We start from the raw sequence: 26,394 nt of genomic DNA on the forward strand, positions 1-26,394 counted from the left end.
TCTGAAACAAATGTCACAGATTTTATTTCTATCTATTCAGTTACAATCTCATTTAAAATTTTACTTAACTTTAACGCATCTTTGTTCGAGTGACAGATAATTAGAGCTGATCCATCTCCGCCTAAAGTACCAAAAACAAATGAATAATTCATTTGTTCAATTAAAGATACGATTGCTGGACCACTTCCTGGCGTCACCTTAACGAGACACATTTCATTTTGAACATCAGTTGATATAAAAGCATCTTTTAACGTTTTAGTTAATTTTTTTTCTGTATTCAATTTTTTTTGAACAGGTAAATTATAACTGTAAGTTCCATCAGCAGATGGCACTTTAATTAATTGCATTTCTTTAATATCTCTAGAAATAGTTGCTTGTGTGACTGTAATCCCTTGTTTTTTAAGCAAACTCACAAAATCTTCCTGCTTATCAATATTATTGTTCTTCAATAATTCACGAACATAACGTTGCCGTTCTTGCTTTTTCATTAAAGTCCCCCTCACCCGATAACCTCTACCACCCATAGAGTTAGTATAACGTAATTTCAATTATTATTAAAGAACTTCACTTTAAATCCTTATTTAACGGCATTCAGGTTATCGTATGCAGCAGTTAATACGCCATCGATACTAACCTTATCCGAAATCTCGCCAATTTCATTTATCGCAGACTTTAAATGAATTAAAAATTCAATATTACCTTCGCCACCCTTAATTGGTGAGTAGCTTAAATCCGCAACATTAAATCCAGTGGAAATAGAAAATTGAACAATGTCTTCGAGCACTTGACGATGAATCTTTTCATCTCGTACAATACCATGTTTTCCAACATTTTCTTTTCCTGCTTCAAATTGGGGTTTTATTAATGCCACAACATCCCCATTTTCAGTAATAATTTTCTTTAATGCAGGTAAAATAAGATGTAATGAAATAAACGATACATCTATTGTTGCAAAATTGGGTTGTCCAAATTCAAAATCTTCTTTTTTACTATATCTGAAGTTAGTATTTTCCATCACAACAACTCTTGGATCTTGTCGTAATTTCCAAACTAATTGATTGGTACCAACATCTAACGCATAACTTAATTTTGCGCCATTTTGTAAAGCAACATCGGTAAAGCCACCGGTTGATGATCCAATGTCTAAGACCGTTTTATCCTGAACGGTTGCATCAAATACTTTAAGGGCTTTTTCTAATTTAAGTCCACCGCGGCTCACATAAGGTAATTTTTTACCTTTAAAATGAAGCACAGTTTCTTCAGAAATTTTAACACCTGGTTTATCCAATCGTTCTTCATTCTCACCCAGAATTTCACCAGCCATAACTGCACGTTTGGCCTGTTCACGAGTTTCAAATAACCCTTGTTTAACTAATAAAACATCAATGCGCTCTTTTTTCATAGTGACTCCTAATTTTTTAATTTAAAGTAATGTAACAATTCTTCCAAATACTCTGTCTCCAACCCTGTTTGCTTAAGCGTTTGAATAGCATCTTTAGCTTGATTGGTTACTTCTTCGAGCATCCTATAAGCTTGATCAATTCCCATTAGTCCAGGATACGTATTTTTATTTTCTTGATTGTCTTTATGAACAGCCTTGCCCATCTCTTCAGATGTCCCAACGACATCCATAATATCATCATAGATTTGAAAAGCTAACCCAAAATGACGTCCATATGCCATAAACGCTACGTGCTGTTGGTCAGTCGCTTTTCCAAGTATGCTACCTGCGTAAACTGAAAATTCAATTAAATCACCCGTTTTACGCTTATGCACCTGTTTCAACTGCGCTAATGATAACTCTTTTTGTTCACCTTCAATATCGGCAACTTGACCGCCAACCATTCCCTCTGGGCCAGCTAACCTAGCTAGTTGACCCATTAGTAATACCTTTTGTGAATCAGGCAACTCTGCGTTACTGATCCATTCAAAGGCTAATGTATTTAGTGCATCACCAGCTAAAATTGCCATGCTTTCACCAAAAATAATATGGTTTGTTGGTTTACCACGTCTTAAATTATCATCATCCATCGCAGGCAAATCATCATGAATTAATGAATAGGTATGAATTAATTCTAATGCACCAGCAATAGAATAAACTGACTTATCAAGTTTACGATTAAGCATTTGACAAATAACAAAAATGATTAGTGGTCTAATACGTTTACCACCCGCTTCAACTGAATAAGTCATCGATTCTTTTAACTTTTTTTCAGTGTCTAAAGCCTGTAATTGATTCAACATAATTTGATTAAATTCTGGTAATACGATATCAGAAAATTTAGTTAAGTTACTCATTTTCTAAGCCTTGTTCGAATGGCACTTCTTCACCAGAATCATTCATGACACTGGTTAATGTTTTTTCAGCATTTTCCAATGTTTTTTGCAATTTTGAGCTCAACTTAACACCGTTTTGAAATTGGGTTAATGCTTTTTCTAAAGGAACATCACCTTGTTCTAGTTCTGTTACAATTTTTTCAAGTTCTACTAAGTTATCTTCAAATGTCGCTTTTTTTTCAGCCATTTTTTATTCTCCTTTTTCAACTTTTTCAATTTTTGCATATGCTTTACCATCTGTAAGGTGTAACACGACGTTATCATCTATATTCACTGAATTAATACTTTTAATAATTTTATCTTCCATAGATACGTAACTGTATCCTCGTCCCATAATCTTCAATGGACTTAATAAATCAAGCGCATTTATTTTTTCGCCAACCTGTTGTTTCTTTGTTTCAAGTAAGTAGGTCATTAATTGATGTAACTGTTTGTTTTGTTGTTTTACTTGATCTTGCAGTTGACTAACCAATTGTTGCGGATTTTGATAGCGCAACTGACCATTAGCTTGTTCAAATTGTTGTTTCTTAATTGTGATAATTTGTTTTGTTACTTGCATTAAGCGTTGTGCTAAATTGTCTAAGTTTTGAAGGTAACCCTCATATAACCGATTAGGTTGTTGAAAAACATATGATTGTTGAATCTTATCTAATTGTTGTCTTCTTAAACTTAAAATATTTTGTGTTACTTGTAATAGTCTCAATTTTAATTGATTAATCTTAATTAATTCATCGGCGTAAACAGGGACAGCTAATTCTGCTGCTGCTGTTGGCGTTGCTGCCCGAACATCGGCCACTAAATCAGCAATGGTTGTGTCTGTCTCATGTCCAACTGAAGAAATAATTGGAATCTGGCTAGCAAATATTTCCCTTGCAACAGATTCTTCATTAAATGGCCATAAATCTTCAATTGAGCCACCGCCTCGACCAATAATAATCGTGTCAAAATGGCCTAATTCGTTAATTTGTTTTAACCGCTTAACTAAATCATTAGCTGCTTTGTCACCTTGTACAATCGCAGGAAATAAAACTAATTGAGCAATCGGGTAACGTCTTTTAACGGTTGTCATAATATCTTTAATGACAGCCCCTGAAGGACTTGTAATCACAGCAATTCGTTTAGGATATTTAACCAATGCCTGTTTTGGTGCTGAAAATAATCCTTCAGCTTGTAGCTTATTTTTTAACTGCTCATAGGCTTGATATAACGCACCAACACCATCAGGTTCCATTCGCTCAATATATATTTGATAGTTACCTGTCGCTTCATATAAAGATATACGGCCCATAACTAAAACTTTCATGCCATCTTCTGGTTTAAATTTTATTTTATCAAAAGCTGAACGGAACATAATTGCGCTAATTTTAGCATGATCATCTTTTAAACTAAAATATTGATGCGCATTAGGTCGAGGTCTTAAATTTGAAATTTCGCCAGTTAAATAAACGGTCCCAAGATAAGGATCAGCATCAAATTTTTTCTTCAAATATGTTGTTAATGATGTAACTGATAAATAATTATCTTTATTCAATGCCAACACTCCGTTTTGTTAATTCAATTGTTTGTTCCATCAACATTGCAATCGTCATAGGTCCAACCCCTTTTGGTACTGGTGTCAGATATCCTGCAACCTCTGCAACTTCCTTATCGACATCTCCCGCTAACTTACCACTATCTAAGCGGTTCATCCCGACATCGATGACTACAGCACCTTGTTTCACATCGGTTTTTTTAATAAAGTTTGCTTGACCAATTGCAACGACTAAAATATCAGCCTGTTTAGTTATCTCTGATAAATTTTCCGTATGACTATGCGTTATCGTTACTGTTGCATTAGCGTTTAAAAGTAACGCCGCCATTGGTTTACCCACAATATTACTGCGGCCAACAACAACTGCATTTTTACCGTCTAAATCAATATTGTATGCGTTAAACATTCTCATAATTCCCAGTGGTGTACATGGAATTGCTAGTGGATCATTCATGGCTAATCGTCCAATATTTATCGGATGAAATCCATCAACATCTTTTTCTGGTTTAATAGCTTCGGTTATCTTTTTTTCATCAATTTGGTTCGGTAAAGGTAACTGTACTAATATGCCATTAATATCTGAATTATCATTATAGTCATTAATGAGATTTAGCAACTCTTTTTCTGATATCGTATCAGGTAATCTTTTAACAATCGATTTTATCCCAATAGATTCAGCAATTCGATGCTTATTCTTAACATATATTTTACTTGCTGGATTTTCTCCAACTACAATAACAGCTAATGTAGGAAAGACATTCTTTTTCTTTAAAGCTTCTATCTCAGATTTTAAATTATCCGTCGTTATTTGTGCCAATTTTTTACCATCAATTAATTTAGCCATAATTTAGCACCTCTATTCCATTTTTACTTCTTACATTTTATCATATTTAAGGTATTCATTTCTAAAAAAAAAGTGTCGCAAAAAATGCAACACTTCTCAATCATTATTATTCATTTGTTTTTTCAATATCAACAGGCATTTTTTCAACAACTGGATCTAACACACCATTAACAAATTTTCTTGATTCATCATCACTAAATTCTTTAGCAATTTCTAAAGCTTCATTCAATGCTACCTTAGCAGGAACATCATCTACGTATTTCATTTCGTAAATAGCTAATCTCAAAATAATTAAATCCGTATTGTTTAAGCGTGATAGTTTCCAGCGTGATGTTAGATTTTCTTCAATAACAGAATCTATCTCAGCTTGTTTATCACTAACACCTGAAACTAATGCTTCTAAATAAGGTGGAATTACAGCCGACTCTTCATCAGGAACTTCTAACAATTCACGATAAATAGCCTCTCTATCACCATCTGGGTTAGAATTTAACGCAAATAATGCTTGAAATGCTTTTTCGCGAATCGTATGTCTAGTTACTATTACACTCACTAATTTTCACCATCTTTTTCTGAAAATAAATCGTCAGTATCTATCTTATCGGCTTCCTTTTCAGGAATAACCCCTTCAACATGAACATTTACTTCAATAATTTCTAAACCTGTCATAAATAGTAATTGTTGTTTAATCTTTTCTTGCATCACTAATGCAACCTTAGGAACAGATACACCGTAATCAAGGTAAACAAAAACATCAATATTCAACTGGTCATCTGTTAAATCAAGTTTAACACCCTTACCCAGTGACTTTTTACGGCCAAATAATTCAGTTAAATTTTTAGCAATTGTCCCACGCATTGAGTAAACACCATCAATTTGGTTAGCAGCAATTCCAACAATAATTTCAATAACTTCAGGTGCAATCTTAATGTCACCCAAAGAAGGTTCAGTACTTTTTAAAACAATATTTGTTTCTTCAGCCATAAGTTTAACCTCCGTCGATTTATTGTGCTCTGGAAATATATGTGCCATCTTGTGTATTAATAATTAACATTTCATCTTCATTAACGAAGAATGGCACTTGTACAACTAATCCTGTTTCAAGAACAGCAGGTTTAGTTCCACCAGATTGTGTATTACCTTTAATACCCGCTTCAGTTGATGCTACTTTTAATTCAACTGTATTAGGAACGTCAACACCAAGTGTTTCAGTGCCAAACATAATAACATTAACAATTAAGTTTTCTTTCAAATAATTTAATTGTTCATGCACGCGTTCTTCTGGTAATTCTAATTGTTCATATGTATCCATATCCATAAATACATAGTTGTTACCATCAGCATAAAGATATTGCATTTTTTTATTATCAATTTGTGCTTTTTGAACTTTTTCACCAGCACGGAATGTTTTTTCTTGAGCAGCACCTGTACGGAGATTCTTTAGTTTTGATCGAACAAAAGCAGAACCTTTACCCGGTTTAACATGTTGAAATTCAACAACACGCCATAAATCACCATCAACTTCGATTGTAACACCATTTTTAAATTCATTAACGGACATCATAATATAATATTCCTCCTACTATCTCGTGTATCTCATAGTTCTAATAATAGCAATAATGGACATATAAAAGCAAGTTAAAGTCTATATTATCATTAATTTTTTAGAAGAATTCGTTAACATTTGATAGCCATTCTCAGTCACTAAAATATCATCCTCAATTCGAACCCCACTAAGGTTTGGTACATAAATCCCTGGTTCAATTGTAATGACGTCGCCTGCTTGCAAAACACTGTTTGAATCATCCAATTTAATATTAGGTAATTCATGAATTGATAGGCCAATTCCATGCCCAATCCCATGATTAAAATATTTACCATATCCTGCATCGGCGATTGTTTCATTAGCAACTCTAGCTAATTCACTTAATTTTATTCCCGGTTTAATTAATGAAATCACTCGTTCTTGTGTCGTTAAAACAGACTCGTAGATATGTTTTAATTCATCAGATATCGATCCCACGGCGATGGTCCTTGTGACATCAAATGTATAGTTCTCGTAATAATAGCCAAAATCTATCGTAATCAGATCCTGGTCTTGAATCTTTCGTTTTGAAACCGTTGCATGTGGCCATGTTGAATGAATACCGCTTGCTACAATTGTTTCAAAAGATTCACTCATAGTACCTAAATTTTTGATATAACTATCTAGCCGATTAGCAATTTCAATTTCTGTTTGACCAACTTCAATCGTCGACACAATATAATTGAAAGCTTCATCAGCTAATTTTCCTGCTTTTATTAATTTTATCTGCTCATCCTTATCTTTAACACGTCGTAATTCGTCAACAATATTAGTAAATGGCACCAAATCACTAACAAGGATTTCATCTAATTGATCATACTCTAAAAATGATATTGATGATTCAAATCCCATAACTGTTAATCCTTTTTCACTAATTATGTCAGATACAGCACCCAGATAATCACGCGTAAATTTTATTTCTAATTTTTTATCATGATTTTCTAGTGCCAATTCAAATCTTAGGTCAGTGATTAAAAATTGTTGTGTATCAGTAATTAACAATACACCATCACCTTCAAAACCACTTAAATAAAATATGTTTGTCGTATCCGTCACTAGAAATGCATCAATCGAGAGTTTCTCAAAAGTTGATTGTAATTGTTTAATTCTATCAAAATTCATTTAAACACTCCTTTTATGTACAAAAAAAGGAAATCTCTATCATAAAATGAAGAGGTTTCCTTTGAGTTATTATTATTCAGCTACAGGGTATACAGAGACTTGTTTCTTATCGCGGCCTTTACGTTCGAAGCGAACGATACCATCGACTTTAGCAAACAAAGTATCATCTCCACCTTTACCAACGTTAACACCAGGATAAATACGTGTTCCACGTTGACGATAAAGAATTGAACCACCTGTTACTTCTTGTCCGTCAGCTCTTTTTGAGCCTAAACGTCTACCGACAGAATCACGGCCATTAGAAGTAGAACCCCCACCTTTTTTATGTGAGAAAAATTGTAAATTCATTAACATAATCAATGCACCTCCTTGTTATAGTCTTATTATTTAAGTGTTAATTTAATGTAATCTTGATAGTTTTGCTCAATTGACTGTAGTCCTAAAACTAAACTTTCTAAAAATAACTGTCCTGTAGCATCGTTTAACTCAGATTCTGATAGTTTAACTTTCATTAATCCACCATTATCTTCATCCATCTCAACATCAGGATTAAGTTTAGCAAGTTCGGTCAAACTATTAACTGTATTGATAGTCAATACCGAAACCGCAGCACACACAATATCTTGACCATATTCACCAGAATCAGCATGCCCTGTTATTTCAAACGCATCGATGATTTTGGCATCTCTCCGAGAAATAACTGCACGTATCATACTAGTAGCCTACTTTCAAAATTATGCGTTAATAGCATCGATAACAACCTTAGTATATGGTTGACGATGACCTTGTTTTGTATGAGAATGTTTCTTAGGTTTGTATTTGAAAGTAACAACTTTCTTTTCACGGCCTTGTTTTTCAACAGTACCAGTTACTGTAGCACCTTTAACAAAAGGAGCACCAATAACGGTTTTTTCGCCACCAACTAAAACAATTTCATCAAATGTAACTTTTTCACCAGCTTCTGCTGATAATTTTTCAATGTAAATAGCTTCTCCGGCTTCAACTTTAAGTTGTTTGCCACCTGTTTTAATAATTGCGTACATGTGTATTACACCTCCTTATAGATTACTTAGACTCGCCGTAATTTAGTGATCAGATTTAGACAACCTGACGCTTAAAAACTTAAAACGTGCGGTTGCAGTTGTGGTGTTCACAAATACAACGTTATTATAATATCAAATGTAACTTCTTAAGTCAACGTTATCCATCATTTTCAACAAAAAAGTTTGTTAAATTGACTCCGTTACTTGTATCAACGCCAGTAATTTCTTTTAAAACCTTAGCAACGTAGTGCGGTGTGTAGATCATATCGTCTCGTAACCAACGTTTAATGAAGCCTAGGTGCGCTGATGCAACATAGGATACTTGTAACTCGTTTGGTATCTTAGATACTTCAAAATCGCCTGCTAACTGTTCTCTAAAGTTATTTAAGTAGATAACTAGTCTATCATATACTTTATCAGAAAAAGCGACATCTTCTTGACTATTTAAAAGTACGCCAAACATCATTGATTCATCTTGTAAGTAGTTAAACACCCGATTTAAACAACAAACTTCAACTGGTTTCGAATAAACGTACGCTTTATCTGGTGATTGTTTTGACATAATCATAATGTAATCAAAAAAGTCATCTAAAATTTCATCCATTGCCCGATTAATAAAATCTTGTTTGTCATGATAATGCAGATAGAATGTTCCTCGAGTGACATTTGCTTCCTGAGTAATCTTTTGAACGCTAATATTTTCAACTTTGTAATGTTTCATGAGTACAACTAATGATTTTTTTAAATTTTGTCTTGTTCTCTTTACCCGTGGATCATTAGAATCAACCATTTTTCAACCTCTTTATTCATAATTAAATAGTCTTTATCTCCATTTATGTCTATTACTTTCTTATTATAGAACATTTCATCAAAACTTTCATTCATGTTTTTGATAATTTATAAGAGTTCTACCAATTTCCATTGACAAGTACCAGTATTTTATCATATACTATTAAATGTTGTTATGACTCGGTAGCTCAGCTGGATAGAGCATCCGCCTTCTAAGCGGACGGTCGTGAGTTCGAATCTCACCCGAGTCATAGATATCCATTCTAGACCGATTTATAAAAATAGGAATGCCTTTAAACGGGCGTTCCTATTTTTTTATTTAGGTGAAAACAGACTATAAAGGATAGAATGCTCAAAACATTTGTTGCATATTTGTTGCATGGATATTTTTATCAATAAATCTACTAAAGTATTAAAATATCAGGCGATAAGAAAGCATTTTCTGTCGGTAAGGCTGTTGGCAACGCTTTATATTGTATTACTGGAAAACACGTTAAAAATATCAAGCAATTACTTAAGCTTTAGTAAATTGTTTGAAATAAAACTATTAAAAAATCCCCTAACCTGTTGGTAGCAAGTTAGAGGGTATAAATATATTAACAAATAATTTTATCATATTTCTAGGAGTAGAGATATAGATTTCGGAGGAAATATATTCATGAGTACTACATTTACAATTATTTTTCTTATTGGTTTAGTTGTTTTTTTTACAGGTGTAACTTGGTTTATTGTAGCTTGGGGTAATAAAGCTTCTAATTTAATACCACTAATTTTATTGATTGCCGGTTTAGGCATATCAATTATTTCTTTTAGCGTGATGTCGGTAACATCTGATAAAGATTCGTCAGCGCGTTCATCGTCTAATTTTAGATCGTCAAGTGCTAGTGACTCGTCAGAATCAGATGATGATTCTAGTTATGATGACGATGATGATTCATATGTTGACGATGAATCTGAATCTGATTCAGAATCTGACGATGAGTCATACACTGATGATGAATCCGATTCAGAATCTACTTCATCTTTTGGCGATTCTGTAGATTTAACTGACGACTCAAAGATAACCGTTGACTCTGCTGAAAAAGAAACGTCAGTTCCTTTAAATGATGTTAAATCCGGTGATACACAAGTTGCTGTTAAAGTAACCGTTCAAAATAATGGTACAGGTCCACTAGATTTCAATGGTCAAAAGTTTGACGTCTATGATAGTGATGATACTATTGGGGAATTTAATTCAGAGACTTACTCTGGTAATATTCCAAATTCAATAGCTGCCGGAAAAAAAGCTGTAATGACATTATACTTTACAACTTCTAATGCTGGTCCGTTCTCTGTCACTTACGGGGACTCAACTTGGGAATAAATATTTAACTAATTTTAACGAGTGTATAGATACTTCAAGCAGGTGCAACTCCTGCTGCTCGTTTTTGTTTATCTACGTGCATAGGAATCACGTTAAAAGCTAAAAAGGAGAATATTATCATGAAAGTTTTTAATGTTAGTTTAGTTGTTAATGAAAATTGTATTACAGAATATGAACATTTTATTGATCCTCTAGTGACGCAATCAAAAAAAGAATCTGGTAATATTTCATACAATCATTTTAAACAATTAGGTGCCAACAATCGTTATGCAATAATTGAGCATTGGCAAGACCAAGACGCAGTTAACTTCCACAATGAAACAACTTATTTTAAAGAATTTTTAGCAGGCATCAATCAATTTGTAACTGAAGAATTACAAGTTATTGTAATGGACGCCTAACTACCCTTTCGACCACCAGTTAAGCTGGCTATGAGTGCAAGGCTCATTGGTCGTATTGCTACAAAATTTTAAAAATTTAAGGAGATTTAATTTATGGGAGCTACTTCAATTTCAGCCAGACACGCAAATACAACTCGTATAAAGGAAAAGTTGGTACCGTTTCTAAAAACCTGATTAATCGCCGTTTCTTTTCGGACCGACCTTATCAAAAACTAGCAACAGATGTTACAGAAGTCCGTTGGGGTGACGAAACAATCGATGAACGGGCCCATTTCACCTGTATTTATGATCTGTTTTCAGGCAAAATTCTAAGTCATCAGATTAGTAAACATCCAACAGTTAAATTTACAACAAAGGTTTTGAAACAAGCAATTGCAAAAATCCCAAAAGATTTAAATTATCGAACGACGATTCATTCTGACCAAGGATTCCAATATCAACACAAAAATTGGGTTACTATTCTCAAAAAATATCGTATTTTTCAGAGTATGTCACGTAAAGCAACATGTTTAGATAACGCTGCCATGGAAAGCTTTTTCCATATTATGAAAGCTGAAGCTTTCTATCAAAAAGAAACCGATACATATGAAACACTAGTTTCACAAGTACCGGTTTGGATAAATGACTATAATTTTTCACGAATTAAAATAAAATTGGGTTGTAAAAGCCCGGTTGAACACCGAATTTTTATAACCCAGAATGCTGCATAAAGCTTCGTCCAATATTTAGGGTTCACTTCATTTTATTATTTTTTATTATTGACTCAGCTTCTTCTTCTCCAGCCTCTATAGCCTTTTTTTGAGTATCTCGGATGATGTCTAAAATAAGCCCAAAAATATTCAAAGACGCCGTAAATACTAAAATTAAAACTATTCCTTTCAAATACAAAATTACTTCAAAATCAATAAAGGTTTCAAATGATATTAACATAGTACTAATTGATATTCCAACTATGGTTAGCCATAAAAATGAAGTCCACATAAATGGTGTGAATATTTCAACAAATACGTTTTTTAATTGAGTATCTGTTTTAGAAACTAAATATATGTGTCCTAAATTATCTATATCAAAGATACTTTTAACCGCAACAAATAATGCGAATGTAAAAGATAATCCGGTAACAGAAATACCCAATAAGCTTGAAACTTCATAATTAACATTAATAATATCCGGAAAAAATAAATATATTATTGTAAATATTACATTTATCGAAATTCCAATTTTAGAGTATATATTGCATATAGTTGCTCGTTTTGAAGTCCATAATGCTCTCATCAATGATTTATTATCTACCATACTATCACCTATTTATGAAAATTTTTATTAACTATTACAGGTACAATTTTCATTATACTCATTGCCCTATGTTTTATCGATTTAAGGTATCCTCGCTTAGCATCTTCACCCAATTGTTTACTTAACTCTACTGTATTTACTTTTTCTCCTCTAGGGGCACTATATATTTTTTTCACATCTTCAGCATTTATACGTTTTCGACTAGCAAGGTCCCTATCTTCAACTTGCTGGGCACCATTAGGATAGACAAGATGTACTGTTACTCTTGCATAATCTTGCTTAATGCTAACGCTATCTTGAACTGCATTAACTGATACAGCACCCATATTGGTATTTTCTGCTGTATTTATAAATGATTCTATTCTTTCAGACATACTAATAGCTTCTTTCAAACTTTTGTCATTAGTAGAAATTAAAATTTTTTCAGTTTCCAATTCATAAAAAAAATTCACTCCAGCATTTATATATTCTTTATCCTGAATATACCGTATTATTTTTCTAGCCTCTAGCATCATTTTACGACCATGTCCGTAACGTCCGTACCCTTTTAAGTTGCCTATTATATCATCTTCTAAAACATCATCTAATGATTCTTTTAAAAATGGATATTTTTTAAGTAATTTGTCCATTTTTGTTCTCATTTCAACTTTTGTAACGCCCAAAAATTCTTTTGTCCATAAAATGCCCGAATTTTTTTCATAGTTTTCTATAACAGCAAAATATTCCTCTTCTATTTTTTTAGATTGAGCAACAAATTCTGTATATTCTATAGATTTGGATAATTCTTCTTTAACATCAGTATCCTTAAAAATAAAATTTAAATATGTTCCCCTTTCAAATCCATTAGGTATTCCAAAACTATTAGTTAGATCATCCTTTATTACATTATGTTTAAGCTGTTTCCAACCTTCTGATTTTCTTTCAACGTAAGTTCTAATTATATTTGGTGCTAAATTTAATTTAAATACATAATAATTGTCCAAATAGTTACTCCTCCAAATAATTTATACTCGCTCTATTATTAAACAATAAAAAAGACAGGTAAACAATACCTTTCTCATGTGTGTATAAATATTTGGATTAGAGATTAATAACTGATATCAAAATATCATATTACTAATATAACAGATTAATCACTTCAATTTGTTCACTAAATGTTCACTTTTTGAAATCATGTAAGTCTTCAATTAAGAATGAATCAGCAAACTGTAAGCATGCTCGATTCTTGTAAAAACTGTATCTCGTCTTTTCATATCCTAAATCATCCATTTCAATATCATTTTATTTATTATCTTCTGCAATATAGACATCTATTAATATTTTTCTACTAATAGTGTCACAACTCTTTAAAGCTACTAGAACATTATTAATAACTTGCTCAGCATAGATACGTTTAGTTATGGTCTCTTCGTGTTGATTGTTCCCTGAGGTACTTTTTAGGCATATCCATGATAATTGGCGACTTAATTCCGCTAATATCCTTCTGACTATATCTCTGCATTTTTGGTAACCATACTTTAAAAAAACGTTTAACCTTATTAATTGTAGATTTTTCATTGACTTGTGGGAATAGTTCGTTAAATGAAGATATAGCATTTCCCCCTTTACGTTTGTTATAATCATTGCCAGTCAGAGTAATAGTTGTATGTATAAGTCACCTTACTAAGTGGGTTTTATGTTATCTAAATCATTAATGAAACTCAAGTAGTGTAATTTCTCTGATTACTTCATTCTTCTCCTAAATGGTCAACTCATGAATAGTATCAATAACTGCGCTACCTTTATAAGAAAAATTATTGTTAAATTTGATAATCATCTGAGGAACGTCATTCTGATTAGAGCAACGCATTAACTCATCCCTGTAAATTTTTTTGATACGTAGTCATCTGTTAACAGAAACTATTAGTCCTATAGTTTCTACTGAATGTACCACTATTTAAATATCATTTATTCAACATTCTATAGCTTTGCTATTCAGATCCAGCAATTTCATAAATAGTCAGTATTAGTTAAAAACAAAATACTGAGTTTACAATAACAGTTCTGAATTAGTAAGATATTAACCTAAACAAATACCTAGCCTTCATTTAAATAATTAATTTATCACCCAAGAAAATTTTGATGCATTTTAATAATAAAAATCATCCACAAGTTTATTTTCACCAACACCAAACATTTTTACCTACTCCCAGTTGTTATAATTTGTAGAATAACTGATAATTAGTTATTATAGAGAGGCATAAAAAAGTTTGGAGGAATTAGAATGAAATTATTAAATGATAGCACTCTAGAAAAAATCGGGAAGTTTGCAAGTATTTTATCTATCTTAATGTATGTCTCATACATCCCACAAATCATTTCCAACCTTAATGGTAGCCAGGGTAATCCTGTTCAGCCCTTGGTTGCCTGTATTAATTGCATATTTTGGACTGTCTATGGCGTATGTGGTAAAAATAAAGACTGGCCTATATTCTTTGCAAACGTACCGGGTATCTTTCTAGGCGCCATCGCTTTCTTCACTGCCTTATAAAATATCATATACATAAAATAGAATACTTACGTGCAGATAGGGAATCACGTTAAAAGCTCCATACGGGGGAATTCTTCATGAAACTAAAAATTAACACTGCAGCAGGTACTTTCGATATCATAAATACTATATTAGTAGCCTTTTCTTGGCTTATCGTTATTTTAACTGGTATCAATAAATCTACTGTAACATCACACGCTGTCTCTGGAACATCAACCTTAACTAGCGGTACAGCTATTTTCTTTTATATTATGCTAGGAATTGGCCTTATTCTTCACATTGTTGCACTTGTTCAATCAAGAAAAGCTGATATCTCTATTACTGGCCATGTTCTTGGTATTATTGGTTGCGGTTTATTTCTTTTATCAATGGTTTTTGCCCTTCCTACATTTATTTTATTAATCATTGCAGCAGTTTTCACACTCAAACAAGCTCCTGCTAAGCACTAATAAACAAAATTTAACATAAATTTCTAACGAGCGTATAGATACTTTTAGTAGGTGCGATTCCTACTGCTCGCTTTGCACCATAAAAATATTGGGGGATTTAAAATGAAAAAATTTATTAGCTTACTAGGGGTTCTAAGCGTATCAATGCTACTATTGTCTGCTTGCGAATATAGTTATAATTCTGATTCCAGTTCTAACAAAAATAGCTCTTCTTCTCAACAGTCGTCTGCATCATCCAACACAAAGGCCTCATCTTCTAAGGCCAAAGATTCTTCTAAAGAATCTTCATCATCTACTAAGAAGACATCTTCTTCTGAGAGCTTTGATATTAATGATAGTACTTCGTCTGCTAAAGACGTTCATATTCATGAATCTGAAGATGGTGCTGATTTTAATTTTGATACTGGTTCTTGATTTTTTACTTAAGTTAATTTTAAAAGAGATTAGTCTCATTCAAATAAAAACTGTTATTCAGTTATTAACACAAAAAAGCCTTCAATATTGGACAAAAATCCAATGTCGAAGGCTTTTCTTTATTAAAATTTAAAATACGAATTATTAATGATTCCTTATTTACGACGCTCAGTTGTAAATTAATTACTAATAATACGATACCAAGCTCTTAAAATTCAGTAACCTGCTTAAATTTTTGTCCAATATTATTGGTTAGCTCCAATTTAAGACTGTTTTAATTAATAATTATTTTCTTGTCTTTCAATATTTTCCATATTTTTTTTAACAAATTCATTTTCAATATCATTCCAAGACAATTTTAAATCAACTAACCCGAATTTAATAAAAAGATGCCAAGCATGTTTAAAATCTTCTAATTTATGACTAAATAAACTTTTAGAAATCATTAATTTTAACGATAAAAAGACTTTATTCAATGACATTGTCATAGGCTTTTTTGCAAAATCATCCATCTCTTCGTCACTAATTAATAATAAATAGGTCCATTTATTTTGATTGGCAATATTAAAAAAGAAACTCATTGCATCAACATATTCTGAGAGTACTGTCTCTTCATGCGTTTTGCCTTTTTCCATTTTTTGTCCACGATTTTCTTTCCAGACTTTAAACCATTCAACCGTGTTGGCTAATTCTGATAGTTCAACATCCAAGCTCACATAGGCGTTAAACAATCTCTCTTCAGGACTCCATCTAATTTTTTTATCTTGAATAACATCCCGATCAAAGCTTCGTTCCATTTGGATCATATCTGTTAAGTTCACTAAATTTTCCTCCAAAAAAATCTGCCCACTAGTAACTAACGGACAGACATTTTTTTATTATTTAAAAATCAAGGGATCTGATTTAATACTTAATTCATTTATATTATTCAAGTACCAATTTCTAATGAAAGGTTCATTCAACAAAATATCGAACCATGAAATTTCTTGGGCAGCATCCATAACAGCAACGACCCATTTTTCATTATCACTCTCACCCATTTGTTGTTGATCATAAATTGTTATTTCAGATTTAGCTAATTTTAAAACAGCACTATTATTTGCGCCTGCTTCAACCATTAACTCATTTTCTGAAGCAAGTACAAATAATTCATCGATAACACTTCGTTTAAGTATATCTTCAGACAATTCGTATCTTGCTGGATTACCTGAATCCAATAGATTAAGATCAACGCTAAATCCATAATCTTCTTTTAAATACGTCGCAAAATCAATTAACATCATTTCAAGATATTTAATCGATTTTGCGTCTAATTTTTCCAAGTAACTAACAATTAAGACATTTGTAATAGCTGTACTATTAATTCGAATCATTCTTTTACGTAAATTTAAATAAAATAAAGATTCTCCTGATTCTTGTGCAACATAATAAGCGCCATCATTATCATCAATTTTAAAGGAAAAACTATCTACGACATTAATCCCAGGTATTTCATGGACAAGTGCTTTTCTAGGCTCTGAGAAGTGTAAAATAGCCGTTTCATTATCATGCAAGTCCATTAAACGGTTAAAGAAGAGTAAACAATAATCTGCAGCACTATATTTTTGCGGGAATGTTAAATAATTAGTGTCAAGTTGATAACCCATCAAACTCATTGCGGCATCAATCAACTCAACTTTATCCTGGGTATTCATTAAAACATCTAATGTTTCCGTAAATTTAATCCCATTGTTCAGACTTAATTTAATTTGTTCATTAAAGTTTACTAAACGCGATTTTGTAGAAACTAACTGCTTTTCTTTTTCAGCCATTATTCAGTCACCTGTCCTTTTTGACTAATTAAGTGAGATAAATAACTGTAATATAAGGCATCATTTTGTTTAGTGAATTTTTCAAAATCACCAAATATACCAATAACACTTTGTCTTTCATAACCAATCAACGTATCTTCTTTGGCTAAACTTAAAACATCAGTCTCACTTGATTTAATATCTTGATATGCACTGCTGGCTTTTTCATCCATCTCAGTTAACTCTGTTAATCTTTCTTTTAACACGCGACGTTCTTCACGAATACGTCCAGCATCCCAAGGACGCCCTTTTTCTTGTGAATTACGTTTCATATCTTCGCGAATTTTGTCTTTTTCAGCGTCACGTTCATCCTGAGAATCAACTAATTCTTGACGTTCTTTATTTTGAATTGATATTTGATTAATTTTATCTGTATTAACACGTTTATTCGTTTCTTCCAATTCAAAAGACTTAGCTAATTTAGCTAGTTCTTCTTCATCAAATTTAAATTCAACATTTAAAACGTCTAAATAGCCAAATTCTTTTCGATCCCACCAATTACCAAAATGAATTTTGAATTTTCCAACTTCCATTTCTTCAAAATAGAAGAATGGATACGTATCACGTAAATATGAGATAAGTTTCAAACTTAAATATTGTTGAATTTGTGGATAATCTTTAATGACCAACTCTTCTTGAATGGCAGATTCCGAAACGCTTCTTTTCTTTAACACTAGTTGTGCGTAACGAGATTGGTTAATGAGTTGATAAACTAATCGATCATCTTCTTGTTTAATCGCCTCTCTAAGTTGATTTAAGTACTCAACTTTTTTAGATAGAGTGCGTTCGATATTGTTTGTAGCTTCACTGTGATCCGATAAATTAAATTGATTGTCTTTTATCATAGTTTACCCCTTATTCATATTTAATGATTATTTTTTTTACTATGTATTGTGATTTTTCTTTGCATAATCAAAAAAACTAAAACAATTTTACTTGTCCTAGTTTCATTATCAATCATTTAGTTAGTCATTTCAAACCTTTATTACACTTTTTTTAATAAAGTTCTAAATATTGATCTCTTTCCCATTCAGAAACTTCTTGACGGTAAGCAGCCCATTCTAATTTTTTGGCTTCAATAAAGCTTGGATATAAATGAGGACCCATTGCTTTTTCCATGATATCATCTTTTTCCAATGCTTTAATGGCATTGTGTAGTGTCGATGGTAAGTCACTAATATGATTATCTTGGCGTTCTTGACGGTTCATTACGTAAATATTTCTATCAACAGATGCAGGTGGTACAACTTTATTTCTAAGTCCATCAAGTCCTGCTTCTAAAATAGCCGCAATAACAAGATAAGGATTAGCAGTTGCATCAACACTTCTTAACTCTAATCGAGTTGATAACCCACGAGCCATTGGTACACGAACTAATGGCGATCGGTTACGTCCAGACCAAGCAACATAAACAGGTGCCTCAAATCCAGGGACAAGACGTTTATATGAGTTAACTGTTGGATTAGTAATTGCTGTGTAACCACGTGCATGTTGTAATAAACCACCTAAGAAGTGGTAGGCATCTTCAGATAATTGCATCTTATCTTTTTCATCAAAGAATGCATTACCATCTTTATGAAATAATGACATATTAATATGCATCCCTGAACCATTAATTCCATTCAATGGTTTTGGCATAAATGTCGCATGTAGACCATGTTTTCTAGCTACCGTTTTAACGACTAATTTAAATGTTTGGATGTTATCACAGGCTTGTAAAGCATCTGCGTATTTAAAATCAATTTCATGTTGGCCAGGTGCTACTTCATGATGAGAAGCTTCAACATCAAAACCCATGTTTTCAAGTTCTAACACGATATCTCGACGACAATTTTCACCTAAATCAACTGGTGCTAAATCAAAATAGCTACCTTTATCGTTTAATTGTGTTGTAGGTTTTCCCGTTATAGGGTCTAATTTAAATAAGAAAAATTCTGGTTCAGGTCCAATATTAAATTCAGTAAACCCTAAATCATTCATTTCTTTTAAGACACGGATAAGGTTATTTCTTGGATCACCTTGGAATGGTTTACGTTCAGCGTTATAAACTTCACAAATAATACGCGCAATTTTTCCATGTTCATGTTCCCATGGGAAAATCATCCAAGTTGATAAATCTGGGTATAAGTACATATCACTTTCTTCGATTCGAACGAATCCGTCGATTGAAGAACCATCGAACATTAATTTGTTTTCTAATAATTTGTCTAGTTGGCTAATCGGAACTTCCACGTTCTTAATAATTCCGAATAAATCTGTAAACATAAGTCTTAAAAATTTAACGTTCTCTTTTTTTGCCATTGTAACAATGTCATCTTTAGTGTATGCAGCTTTTGCCATTTTATCTCTCCTCAGTATTTATAATTTATAGACGCTTGTTTGTGTTAAAAGAAGGATCGTCAGGATTTTTAAGTCCACTAACTGAAAGAAATTCATTTTGAAAAATATGTCTAACATCATTATCTGTCAAAGGCTTTTCTAACAATTTGCGTTGCTTTTTAGCCTGTGCTTCCTTTTCAAAATAAATTTCTTTAATGCCAACCATATTCATGCCTTCATCTAAATAATCTTTAATTTCAAATAACTTATCAATATCATTCAGTGAATACATTCTGCGATTACCATCATTTCTTTGGGGCATAATTAACTCCTGCTCCTCATAATAACGAATTTGACGAGCCGTTAAGTCCGTTAATTTCATTACCGTTCCAATTGGTAATACCGCTAATGATCGTCTGAGTTCCTTCTCTTTCATAAACAAGCCTCCTTTTTAATTACATCCTTATAGTAACAAGGAAATAAATGACTGTCAACGTACAATGTTAGATTTTATAACATAGCTTACAGTCGATTGTTCAATAGAATGTTTTTTCAACTGCAGCTGTAACTGCTAACTTAACATGCGCATACGTTAACCCACCCTGAACATAAAGCGTATAAGGTTCTCTTATTGGACCATCAGCTGACAATTCGACACTAGCACCTTCAACAAAAGTACCCGCAGCCATAATAACTTTATCTTCATAACCAGCCATATCACTTGGTTTTGGTTCAACATATGCATCAACGGGAGATTCACGTTGGATAGCTTGAGCAAACTTAACCATTGGTTCTGGTTTACCAAAGTTAACCGTTTGAATGAGATCAGTTCTTGGTGCATCCCATTTTGGTGACACATCTAATCCCATTTTTTCAAGTAATGCACTCGTATAGATAGCACCTTTAATTGCCTCACCTGTTACATGAGGTGCTAAAAAGAACCCTTGAATAAAATCTCTCATAACATTTAAGGTGGCGCCCTCTTCATTACCAGTACCAGGTGTTGTTAGGCGGTAACCAGCTTTTTCAATTAAATCAGCACGTCCAACGATGTAACCACCCGTTTTAGCTAAACCACCACCAGCATTTTTAATTAGTGACCCTGACATGATATCAGCACCTACCTCTGTTGGTTCAATTGTTTCAGAAAATTCACCATAGCAGTTATCGATAAAAATAATCACATCTTTTGAAATTTTACGAACTTCTTTAATCATCTCAGCAATTTCAGATACCATAAAACTATCTCTAGTTGCATACCCACGAGAACGTTGGATTGCAACAACTTTAACCTTATCCGTTAACTTTTCTTTTAAACCATTAGAATCCATATGATTGTCAGCCGTTAATGGGACGTAATCAAACCCGATACCATATTCTTTCATTGAACCAATACCCGTTCCAGAAATACCAATAACTTCCTGAATCGTATCGTATGGCATCCCAGTAATATATAATAAATCGTCCCCTGGTCGTAACATACCAAAAAGGGCTGTTGAAATTGAATGCGTTCCTGAAACAATTTGTGGTCTCACCATTGCCGCTTCTGTTTTGAAAACATCTGCATAGATACGATCAAGTCCATCGCGGCCGATATCGTCGTATCCATATCCTGTTGATCCGGCAAAATATGTTTCAGAAACATTATTTTTCTTAAAAGCTTCCAAGACTTTTTGTTGGTTAAACAAAACCTGTTCATCAATTTCTTTTAGTCTTGGTTCAATTTGAGTATCAACTTCTCCTACAACATTTGCTAACTCCTGTGATAAATTATCTATCCATTTTTGCATATATTCTTCTCCTTATGACTTTTGTCCTTTTAACCAATCCACTATTTGTATTTCTATTTTACTTAGTTGTTCCGGATGCTCGATTAAATCAAACCAGTTAACTGCCATTTTATTTCTAAACCAAGTTAATTGTCGTTTTGCGTAACGCCTTGAGTTGCGTTTTATTAACTCTGTCGCTTCATCAAGTGATTGTTTTTCTTCAAAATAAGCATATAGCTCTTTATATCCAATACCTTTACTAGCTGGTAAATCATTGGTTTTTTGGTTAAAAAGCCATTTTGCTTCATCAATCAGCCCGGAACCAATCATAAGGTCAACTCGACGATTAATCCGATCATATAGCACTGACCTATCAGTCGATAACCCAATAATAAAGGGGTTAAACTCATCCGTTTTTTGATCCGCTTGCGCCGAAAACAATTGATTTGATTTTTTAATAACCTCTAATGCCCTGATTACTCGTAGCGTATTATTAACTGGAATTTTTAATGCTGCATTTGGATCTAAGCTTTCTAATTCTTGCCAAAGTGCCTCAGGACCGATTTTTTCACTACGTTCTTGTAATTCTTTTCTTAAATTTAAATCGTCGTCATTATCTGTTCCCAATTGAAAATTATCAAGTAATGCCTGTAAATAAAATCCGGTCCCACCAACAATTATTGGTAATTTCCCTCTAGAGGCAATATCACTAATTGCTGCGCGACTTTCGACTGTAAAATCAGCGACTGAATAACGTTCATCACTATTCTTGTGATTAATTAAATAATGTGGAATTCCATCCATCTCATCTTCTGTAATTTTAGCCGTCCCTATATCTAATTTCCGGTAAACTTGCATAGAATCGCCTGAAATAATCTCACCATTAAATTTTTTTGCTAATTTTATCGATAAATCAGTTTTACCAACTGCAGTTGGCCCAACAATTAACAATACTTTTTGCGTCATTTCTAATCTCCTTGAATATCTTTTCGTACTTCTATTGCTTTTGCAGGAAAATCTGTAAAAATGGCATCATATTTCTTTTTAAAACAATAAGTCATATCCTTAACTGAATTAACTGTCCAAGGGCGAATCAGTAGCTTTGGCCAAAATAAGCCATGTCGTTCTCTCAGCCAGGTCACATCAGGGTGTAAGCTAGTGATTAAATGATGCTTAGCCAATTGACGCGACTCTTTAATTTTAAATTGGAATAAACTCGCGAATTCTGCATCAGGATTAATTTTTTGCATTCTACGAATTGAGTTTGGATTAAAACTAGAATACAAAAGATGAATATCTGATGGTAATTGTTCCATTTGTTTATTTACAAGTTCTTCTATACCTTGGTATTCTATATGATTCGTTTTTAATTCTAAATTAAAAGTGCCTTTAAAGTTGTTATCTTTTAACAACTCAATTACTTCTTTTAATGTTGGAATTTGTTCACCTTGATAGTCAGAACTGAATTTAATTCCTGCATCTGCTTTTTTTAATTCCGCTAGTGTCAGATTTACTACCTTACCTGTTAAATTTGTGGTCCTATCAATTTTTTCATCATGCATAATGATTAGTTCACCATCTTTAGACAACTGAACATCAGTCTCAATGCCGTCGGCTCCTGCATCTATTGCGGCCTGAAAACTAACTAACGTATTTTCTGGTCTGGTTCCCTTACTTCCGCGATGCGCATAAATTTTGGTCTGCATATACAAGTCACCCCTAACTTTCAAAAATTATTATATCATTAATCGTAAAATAGCGGTGCTTTTAGTGGCAATTTTAGATTGAATAAGTCATAATAAAGATGTCAAATGAATAAGGAGGTCTACATAATGAAAAACTTTTCAAAAGGTTTCTTAGTCGGAACTGCTGCAACTGTAGGCGCATTAGTTGGTAGCGTCTTTGCCTTTAAAAAAACTGTTGTTGCACCCATCGAAGAAAAAGAACAAATGATTGAAGAAAACCGTAAACGTGCAACACGTAAGAGCCGTTCATCACACCATTCATAAACTAATAAAAGCATTGAAGAATTTTCATTCCTCAATGCTTTTTCTTTTTAGCGTTTTTTTGTTCTACCATCCCATTTTGAAAAACCTGTTTTCAAAATAGTAATATCTGTATAGCCTTGTTTGTGTAATTTATAGGCTGCTCGAGTACTAATCGATTTACCTTGGTCATATAAGTAAAGAGGTAAATCTTTTCTTAAACCACCAATCGCTGTTTTAAATTGAGAATAGGGAATATTTCTTGCTCCCATAATATGAGAAGCATCAAATTCACTTTTTTCACGTAAATCAACAACTTGCGCCTTACGCATACCTTCATTAAATTCTTCATTTGTTACTAATTTAGCTGCACGGCGACCCATATACCAAAGATAAAATTGGTTACCAGCTAACCCAACTAAAATAATAATCAAAATGATATTAATTATTAAACTAACCTTTACTGCTCCTAAAATCATACTAGTTCTCCCCTCAATTATTATTTAATAAACTGACGAGCAAGTGAAGCGGCACCAATAACGCCAGCTTCATTTCCTAATTGTGCTAATTTTAATGATGTTGATGAACGAACTGTTGGGAATGAAAATTGTTTAAAGTATTTAGTAACTTGATCTAATAGGAACGTTCCAGCAGCAGAAACACCGCCACCGATAACAATATATGCTGGATTTAACATATTACCTAAGTTACCACAAGCTAGTCCAAGATAATACGATACCTTATCAACGACCATTTTACCTAAAACATCATTCTCTTTAGCTAAATCAAAAACTAATTTAGATGTAATTTCTTGTCCGTCATCTAACATTTCTTTTAATTTTGATTGGCCAGCAAACTCTTCAGCCATATCACGAGCTACACGTACAACACCAGTAGCTGAAGCATATTGTTCTAAACAACCATGCTTACCACAAGTACACATGTAGCCATTAGGTTCAACTGTAATATGTCCAACTTCGCCACCAGCACCAGCAACACCATGTAATAATGCACCGTTAGCGATAATACCGCCACCAACACCAGTTCCAAGCGTGATGAAGGCAACTTCATCATCATTTTCGCCAGCGCCTTTCCAACGTTCACCTAAAGCAGCAACGTTGGCGTCATTATCAATAGCAAATGGAATTTGTGTACCGGATTCAATATCTGCTTGAACATTTTGCAATGTTTTCCAGTTCAAATTATATGCACCAATAACAGTTCCATCTGCACGATTTACTGTACCTGGTGAGCCCATACCAATTCCAACGAATTGATCAGCAGTCATATCAAATAGTCTGATATGGTGATTAATTGAAGCAATGATATCTGGCACAATATGTGAGCCTTCATCAAGAACGTTTGTTTCAATACTCCATTTTTGTTGAATATCGCCTGTTTCAGTTAAAATAGCGAATTTAACTGTTGTGCCACCTAAGTCGACACCAATTAATTTTTTTTCAATTACCATTATTCAAATTCCTCCACTTACACTCTCAATTATTTTGTTCTTCAACTCGATGTTCATGAGATAGTACAATTTTAGCTCTAGCATAGATTTTGTCATCAATCACTCCTGATCGATGTAAATTATCTAATTCCAATGCCATTAATTCAATATCCCACATACGTTTACCAACATAAACGTACACACCAAATTGTTTCAATAGTTGTTGGACATCATACAAATTTTTCAATTAACGGTCACCACCTTAAACTAGATACTATTAGAAATTCCAATTTTAATCAGAATTAAATTGATAATAATTAAAATAACGAATGCAGCTATCTGTTTAATATGACTGATTCGTGCCAATCTTGGTGCGCCTACAGTCGTTGCGATTAAGAATCCAGATAAAATACCGCCAATATGAGCTGCATTATCTGTACTTGACGACATAAACCCAAACGCAAGATTTAACACAATGAATAGTAAAAATTGCTGCGACATTTGTCTAAAATAGGCACTTTTTCTAAAATTATCACCTAACATTAGGAATGCCCCAAATAAACCAAAAATAGCACCACTAGCGCCTGCCGAAATAGTATCTGGACTGAACGTGAAACTTGCAATATTGCCAGCAATTCCAGCAAGCAAATAAATGCCTGTAAAACGCCAATGACCAAATAACATCTCAATTTGGATACCAATAAAATACAATGTAACCATATTAAGGACAATATGTTCAAATCCAATATGTAAAAATATGGGATTAAATAATCGCCACCACTCGCCGTCCATGATCAGTGGATTATATTTAGCGCCAAATTCAATTAATACATTTGTGTCTTGACTACCACCAGCAAGTGTCATTGCGATGAAAACAATTGCTGATAATCCAATAAAAAAGTACGTCATAAATGGTGTATTTTTGTATTTTGCCAAATTCATAGATAGCTCCTTATTTCATATAAAAATTTACAAAATAACGTTTACAAGATTTTATTTCAACTAGTATAAAAGTTATTTAAAACAAAAAAACAACAGGAAAATTCCCGTTGTTATTTTGTTTCGCGATGTAAAGTAACCTTACGATCACGTGGGCAAAATTTATTAAGCTCAACACGATCTGGATTATTACGTTTGTTTTTACTTGATAGGTATGTCCGTTCATGACATTCCGTACATTCTAATGTAATGTGTACACGCATGGTTGCAACCCTCCATATATTTCTTCATAATTTCATAAGACAATTAGTCTTTAACGTCTTATATAATATCATTATTAATAAGTAAACGCTAGTGTTTTTTTTTATTTGTTAAGGA

At 32.9% G+C, this 26,394-nt stretch carries 35 protein-coding genes, 1 tRNA gene, 1 pseudogene and 1 other annotated feature; of the genes and pseudogenes, 8 read left to right on the top strand and 29 right to left on the bottom strand.

From position 1 onward, the window contains the following. Nucleotides 1-32: 32 nt before the first annotated feature. The 14 genes from AC1RO3_RS02925 to AC1RO3_RS02990 form a co-directional block, all read right to left on the bottom strand. Nucleotides 33-488, bottom strand: a complete 456-nt coding sequence (locus AC1RO3_RS02925; RefSeq protein WP_481761248.1) for an arginine repressor — start codon at nt 486-488, stop codon at nt 33-35. Between the two features lie 89 nt (nt 489-577). Beyond that, a complete protein-coding gene (locus tag AC1RO3_RS02930) occupies nt 578-1,402 on the bottom strand; it encodes a TlyA family RNA methyltransferase (RefSeq protein ID WP_481761247.1) in 825 nt (274 codons plus the stop codon). A gap of 8 nt (nt 1,403-1,410) precedes the next feature. Next, on the bottom strand, nt 1,411-2,298 hold the full coding sequence (locus AC1RO3_RS02935; RefSeq protein WP_481761246.1) for a polyprenyl synthetase family protein: 888 nt from the start codon (nt 2,296-2,298) through the stop codon (nt 1,411-1,413). Then, nucleotides 2,291-2,524, bottom strand: coding sequence for an exodeoxyribonuclease VII small subunit (locus AC1RO3_RS02940; RefSeq protein WP_409022627.1), 234 nt, complete (start codon nt 2,522-2,524; stop codon nt 2,291-2,293). Before AC1RO3_RS02940 ends, AC1RO3_RS02935 begins: the two co-directional genes overlap by 8 nt. Nucleotides 2,525-2,527: 3 nt before the next feature. Further along, nucleotides 2,528-3,868, bottom strand: a complete 1,341-nt coding sequence (gene xseA / locus AC1RO3_RS02945) for an exodeoxyribonuclease VII large subunit (protein ID WP_481761245.1) — start codon at nt 3,866-3,868, stop codon at nt 2,528-2,530. Beyond that, the gene (folD, locus tag AC1RO3_RS02950) at nt 3,861-4,712 is read right to left on the bottom strand and encodes a bifunctional methylenetetrahydrofolate dehydrogenase/methenyltetrahydrofolate cyclohydrolase FolD (protein WP_481761244.1); all 852 of its coding nucleotides are present in this window, start codon (nt 4,710-4,712) and stop codon (nt 3,861-3,863) included. The genes xseA and folD overlap by 8 nt, the downstream gene beginning before the upstream one ends. Before the next feature lie 106 nt (nt 4,713-4,818). Further along, complete coding sequence (gene nusB, locus AC1RO3_RS02955; protein WP_409022798.1) at nt 4,819-5,256, bottom strand: transcription antitermination factor NusB; 438 nt, start codon at nt 5,254-5,256, stop codon at nt 4,819-4,821. 8 nt (nt 5,257-5,264) lie between these two features. Beyond that, entirely contained in the window at nt 5,265-5,696 is a 432-nt protein-coding gene (locus AC1RO3_RS02960; RefSeq protein ID WP_409022630.1) for an Asp23/Gls24 family envelope stress response protein, read from the bottom strand. A 19-nt stretch (nt 5,697-5,715) separates the two neighbouring features. Further along, entirely contained in the window at nt 5,716-6,276 is a 561-nt protein-coding gene (gene efp, locus AC1RO3_RS02965; RefSeq protein ID WP_409022631.1) for an elongation factor P, read from the bottom strand. Between the two features lie 81 nt (nt 6,277-6,357). Then, nucleotides 6,358-7,419 (bottom strand): M24 family metallopeptidase, encoded by a 1,062-nt coding sequence (locus AC1RO3_RS02970; RefSeq protein ID WP_481761243.1) that lies wholly within the window; start codon nt 7,417-7,419, stop codon nt 6,358-6,360. 72 nt (nt 7,420-7,491) lie between these two features. Beyond that, complete coding sequence (gene rpmA / locus AC1RO3_RS02975) at nt 7,492-7,779, bottom strand: 50S ribosomal protein L27 (protein WP_083478911.1); 288 nt, start codon at nt 7,777-7,779, stop codon at nt 7,492-7,494. Between the two features lie 23 nt (nt 7,780-7,802). After that, nucleotides 7,803-8,132, bottom strand: coding sequence for a ribosomal-processing cysteine protease Prp (locus AC1RO3_RS02980; protein ID WP_409022633.1), 330 nt, complete (start codon nt 8,130-8,132; stop codon nt 7,803-7,805). 21 nt (nt 8,133-8,153) lie between these two features. Continuing rightward, complete coding sequence (rplU, locus tag AC1RO3_RS02985) at nt 8,154-8,462, bottom strand: 50S ribosomal protein L21 (RefSeq protein ID WP_409022634.1); 309 nt, start codon at nt 8,460-8,462, stop codon at nt 8,154-8,156. A gap of 18 nt (nt 8,463-8,480) precedes the next feature. Next, nucleotides 8,481-8,566 (bottom strand) — a sequence feature (ribosomal protein L21 leader region). 53 nt (nt 8,567-8,619) lie between these two features. Beyond that, nucleotides 8,620-9,252: a TetR/AcrR family transcriptional regulator gene (locus tag AC1RO3_RS02990; RefSeq protein ID WP_409022635.1), complete on the bottom strand. Its 633-nt coding sequence runs from the start codon at nt 9,250-9,252 to the stop codon at nt 8,620-8,622. 176 nt (nt 9,253-9,428) lie between these two features. On the opposite strand from AC1RO3_RS02990, the gene AC1RO3_RS02995 reads away from it, so the two are divergent. From AC1RO3_RS02995 to AC1RO3_RS03010, 4 genes and pseudogenes are all read left to right on the top strand, one after another. Beyond that, nucleotides 9,429-9,502: transfer RNA gene (locus tag AC1RO3_RS02995), tRNA-Arg, on the top strand. Nucleotides 9,503-9,909: 407 nt separating this feature from the next. Continuing rightward, nucleotides 9,910-10,614, top strand: coding sequence for a DUF4352 domain-containing protein (locus tag AC1RO3_RS03000; RefSeq protein ID WP_481761242.1), 705 nt, complete (start codon nt 9,910-9,912; stop codon nt 10,612-10,614). A 119-nt stretch (nt 10,615-10,733) separates the two neighbouring features. Beyond that, nucleotides 10,734-11,015, top strand: coding sequence for a putative quinol monooxygenase (locus AC1RO3_RS03005; protein WP_481761241.1), 282 nt, complete (start codon nt 10,734-10,736; stop codon nt 11,013-11,015). Between the two features lie 116 nt (nt 11,016-11,131). After that, nucleotides 11,132-11,725 (top strand): annotated as a pseudogene (locus AC1RO3_RS03010) (IS3 family transposase); the annotation flags it as partial. Between the two features lie 22 nt (nt 11,726-11,747). On the opposite strand, the gene AC1RO3_RS03015 reads toward AC1RO3_RS03010, so the two are convergent. Next, a complete protein-coding gene (locus tag AC1RO3_RS03015; protein ID WP_481761240.1) occupies nt 11,748-12,311 on the bottom strand; it encodes a hypothetical protein in 564 nt (187 codons plus the stop codon). Between the two features lie 8 nt (nt 12,312-12,319). After that, on the bottom strand, nt 12,320-13,294 hold the full coding sequence (locus AC1RO3_RS03020) for a hypothetical protein (RefSeq protein ID WP_481761239.1): 975 nt from the start codon (nt 13,292-13,294) through the stop codon (nt 12,320-12,322). A gap of 1,280 nt (nt 13,295-14,574) precedes the next feature. Here AC1RO3_RS03020 and AC1RO3_RS03025 point away from each other — a divergent pair. From AC1RO3_RS03025 to AC1RO3_RS03035, 3 genes are all read left to right on the top strand, one after another. Then, the gene (locus AC1RO3_RS03025; protein ID WP_481761237.1) at nt 14,575-14,841 is read left to right on the top strand and encodes a SemiSWEET family transporter; all 267 of its coding nucleotides are present in this window, start codon (nt 14,575-14,577) and stop codon (nt 14,839-14,841) included. 77 nt (nt 14,842-14,918) lie between these two features. Beyond that, the gene (locus AC1RO3_RS03030; protein WP_409022645.1) at nt 14,919-15,290 is read left to right on the top strand and encodes a transporter; all 372 of its coding nucleotides are present in this window, start codon (nt 14,919-14,921) and stop codon (nt 15,288-15,290) included. Nucleotides 15,291-15,434: 144 nt separating this feature from the next. After that, on the top strand, nt 15,435-15,704 hold the full coding sequence (locus AC1RO3_RS03035; protein ID WP_481762174.1) for a hypothetical protein: 270 nt from the start codon (nt 15,435-15,437) through the stop codon (nt 15,702-15,704). 278 nt (nt 15,705-15,982) lie between these two features. Here the strand turns inward: AC1RO3_RS03035 and AC1RO3_RS03040 are convergent, their stop codons facing one another. The 8 genes from AC1RO3_RS03040 to AC1RO3_RS03075 form a co-directional block, all read right to left on the bottom strand. After that, nucleotides 15,983-16,525: a dUTP diphosphatase gene (locus AC1RO3_RS03040; protein ID WP_481761235.1), complete on the bottom strand. Its 543-nt coding sequence runs from the start codon at nt 16,523-16,525 to the stop codon at nt 15,983-15,985. A gap of 57 nt (nt 16,526-16,582) precedes the next feature. Beyond that, entirely contained in the window at nt 16,583-17,515 is a 933-nt protein-coding gene (locus tag AC1RO3_RS03045) for a hypothetical protein (RefSeq protein WP_481761234.1), read from the bottom strand. Further along, the gene (locus AC1RO3_RS03050) at nt 17,515-18,399 is read right to left on the bottom strand and encodes an exonuclease SbcC (protein WP_481761233.1); all 885 of its coding nucleotides are present in this window, start codon (nt 18,397-18,399) and stop codon (nt 17,515-17,517) included. Before AC1RO3_RS03050 ends, AC1RO3_RS03045 begins: the two co-directional genes overlap by 1 nt. Nucleotides 18,400-18,550: 151 nt before the next feature. Then, entirely contained in the window at nt 18,551-19,894 is a 1,344-nt protein-coding gene (gene glnA, locus AC1RO3_RS03055; RefSeq protein WP_409022650.1) for a type I glutamate--ammonia ligase, read from the bottom strand. A gap of 25 nt (nt 19,895-19,919) precedes the next feature. Further along, a complete protein-coding gene (locus AC1RO3_RS03060; protein ID WP_481761232.1) occupies nt 19,920-20,309 on the bottom strand; it encodes a MerR family transcriptional regulator in 390 nt (129 codons plus the stop codon). A gap of 100 nt (nt 20,310-20,409) precedes the next feature. Next, nucleotides 20,410-21,663, bottom strand: coding sequence for a methionine gamma-lyase family protein (locus tag AC1RO3_RS03065; RefSeq protein ID WP_481761231.1), 1,254 nt, complete (start codon nt 21,661-21,663; stop codon nt 20,410-20,412). 12 nt (nt 21,664-21,675) lie between these two features. Continuing rightward, a complete protein-coding gene (gene miaA / locus AC1RO3_RS03070; RefSeq protein WP_481761230.1) occupies nt 21,676-22,608 on the bottom strand; it encodes a tRNA (adenosine(37)-N6)-dimethylallyltransferase MiaA in 933 nt (310 codons plus the stop codon). Between the two features lie 2 nt (nt 22,609-22,610). Continuing rightward, nucleotides 22,611-23,348, bottom strand: coding sequence for a glycerophosphodiester phosphodiesterase (locus AC1RO3_RS03075; RefSeq protein WP_481761229.1), 738 nt, complete (start codon nt 23,346-23,348; stop codon nt 22,611-22,613). 126 nt (nt 23,349-23,474) lie between these two features. Here AC1RO3_RS03075 and AC1RO3_RS03080 point away from each other — a divergent pair, with 126 nt between their 5' ends. After that, complete coding sequence (locus tag AC1RO3_RS03080) at nt 23,475-23,651, top strand: DUF3042 family protein (RefSeq protein ID WP_409022655.1); 177 nt, start codon at nt 23,475-23,477, stop codon at nt 23,649-23,651. A gap of 47 nt (nt 23,652-23,698) precedes the next feature. Here the strand turns inward: AC1RO3_RS03080 and AC1RO3_RS03085 are convergent, their stop codons facing one another. The 5 genes from AC1RO3_RS03085 to rpmG all read right to left on the bottom strand — a co-directional run bounded on the left by AC1RO3_RS03085 (nt 23,699) and on the right by rpmG (nt 26,279). Next, a complete protein-coding gene (locus tag AC1RO3_RS03085; protein WP_481761228.1) occupies nt 23,699-24,106 on the bottom strand; it encodes a rhodanese-like domain-containing protein in 408 nt (135 codons plus the stop codon). Nucleotides 24,107-24,126: 20 nt separating this feature from the next. Beyond that, on the bottom strand, nt 24,127-25,092 hold the full coding sequence (locus AC1RO3_RS03090) for an ROK family glucokinase (RefSeq protein WP_481761402.1): 966 nt from the start codon (nt 25,090-25,092) through the stop codon (nt 24,127-24,129). A gap of 31 nt (nt 25,093-25,123) precedes the next feature. Continuing rightward, nucleotides 25,124-25,324: a YqgQ family protein gene (locus AC1RO3_RS03095; RefSeq protein WP_409022657.1), complete on the bottom strand. Its 201-nt coding sequence runs from the start codon at nt 25,322-25,324 to the stop codon at nt 25,124-25,126. A gap of 20 nt (nt 25,325-25,344) precedes the next feature. After that, on the bottom strand, nt 25,345-26,019 hold the full coding sequence (locus AC1RO3_RS03100; RefSeq protein WP_481761227.1) for a rhomboid family intramembrane serine protease: 675 nt from the start codon (nt 26,017-26,019) through the stop codon (nt 25,345-25,347). Between the two features lie 110 nt (nt 26,020-26,129). Then, nucleotides 26,130-26,279, bottom strand: coding sequence for a 50S ribosomal protein L33 (gene rpmG, locus AC1RO3_RS03105; RefSeq protein ID WP_057973409.1), 150 nt, complete (start codon nt 26,277-26,279; stop codon nt 26,130-26,132). Nucleotides 26,280-26,394: the final 115 nt, after the last annotated feature.

This window comes from Dellaglioa sp. CoH-57-MRSF-19 (assembly GCF_056781975.1).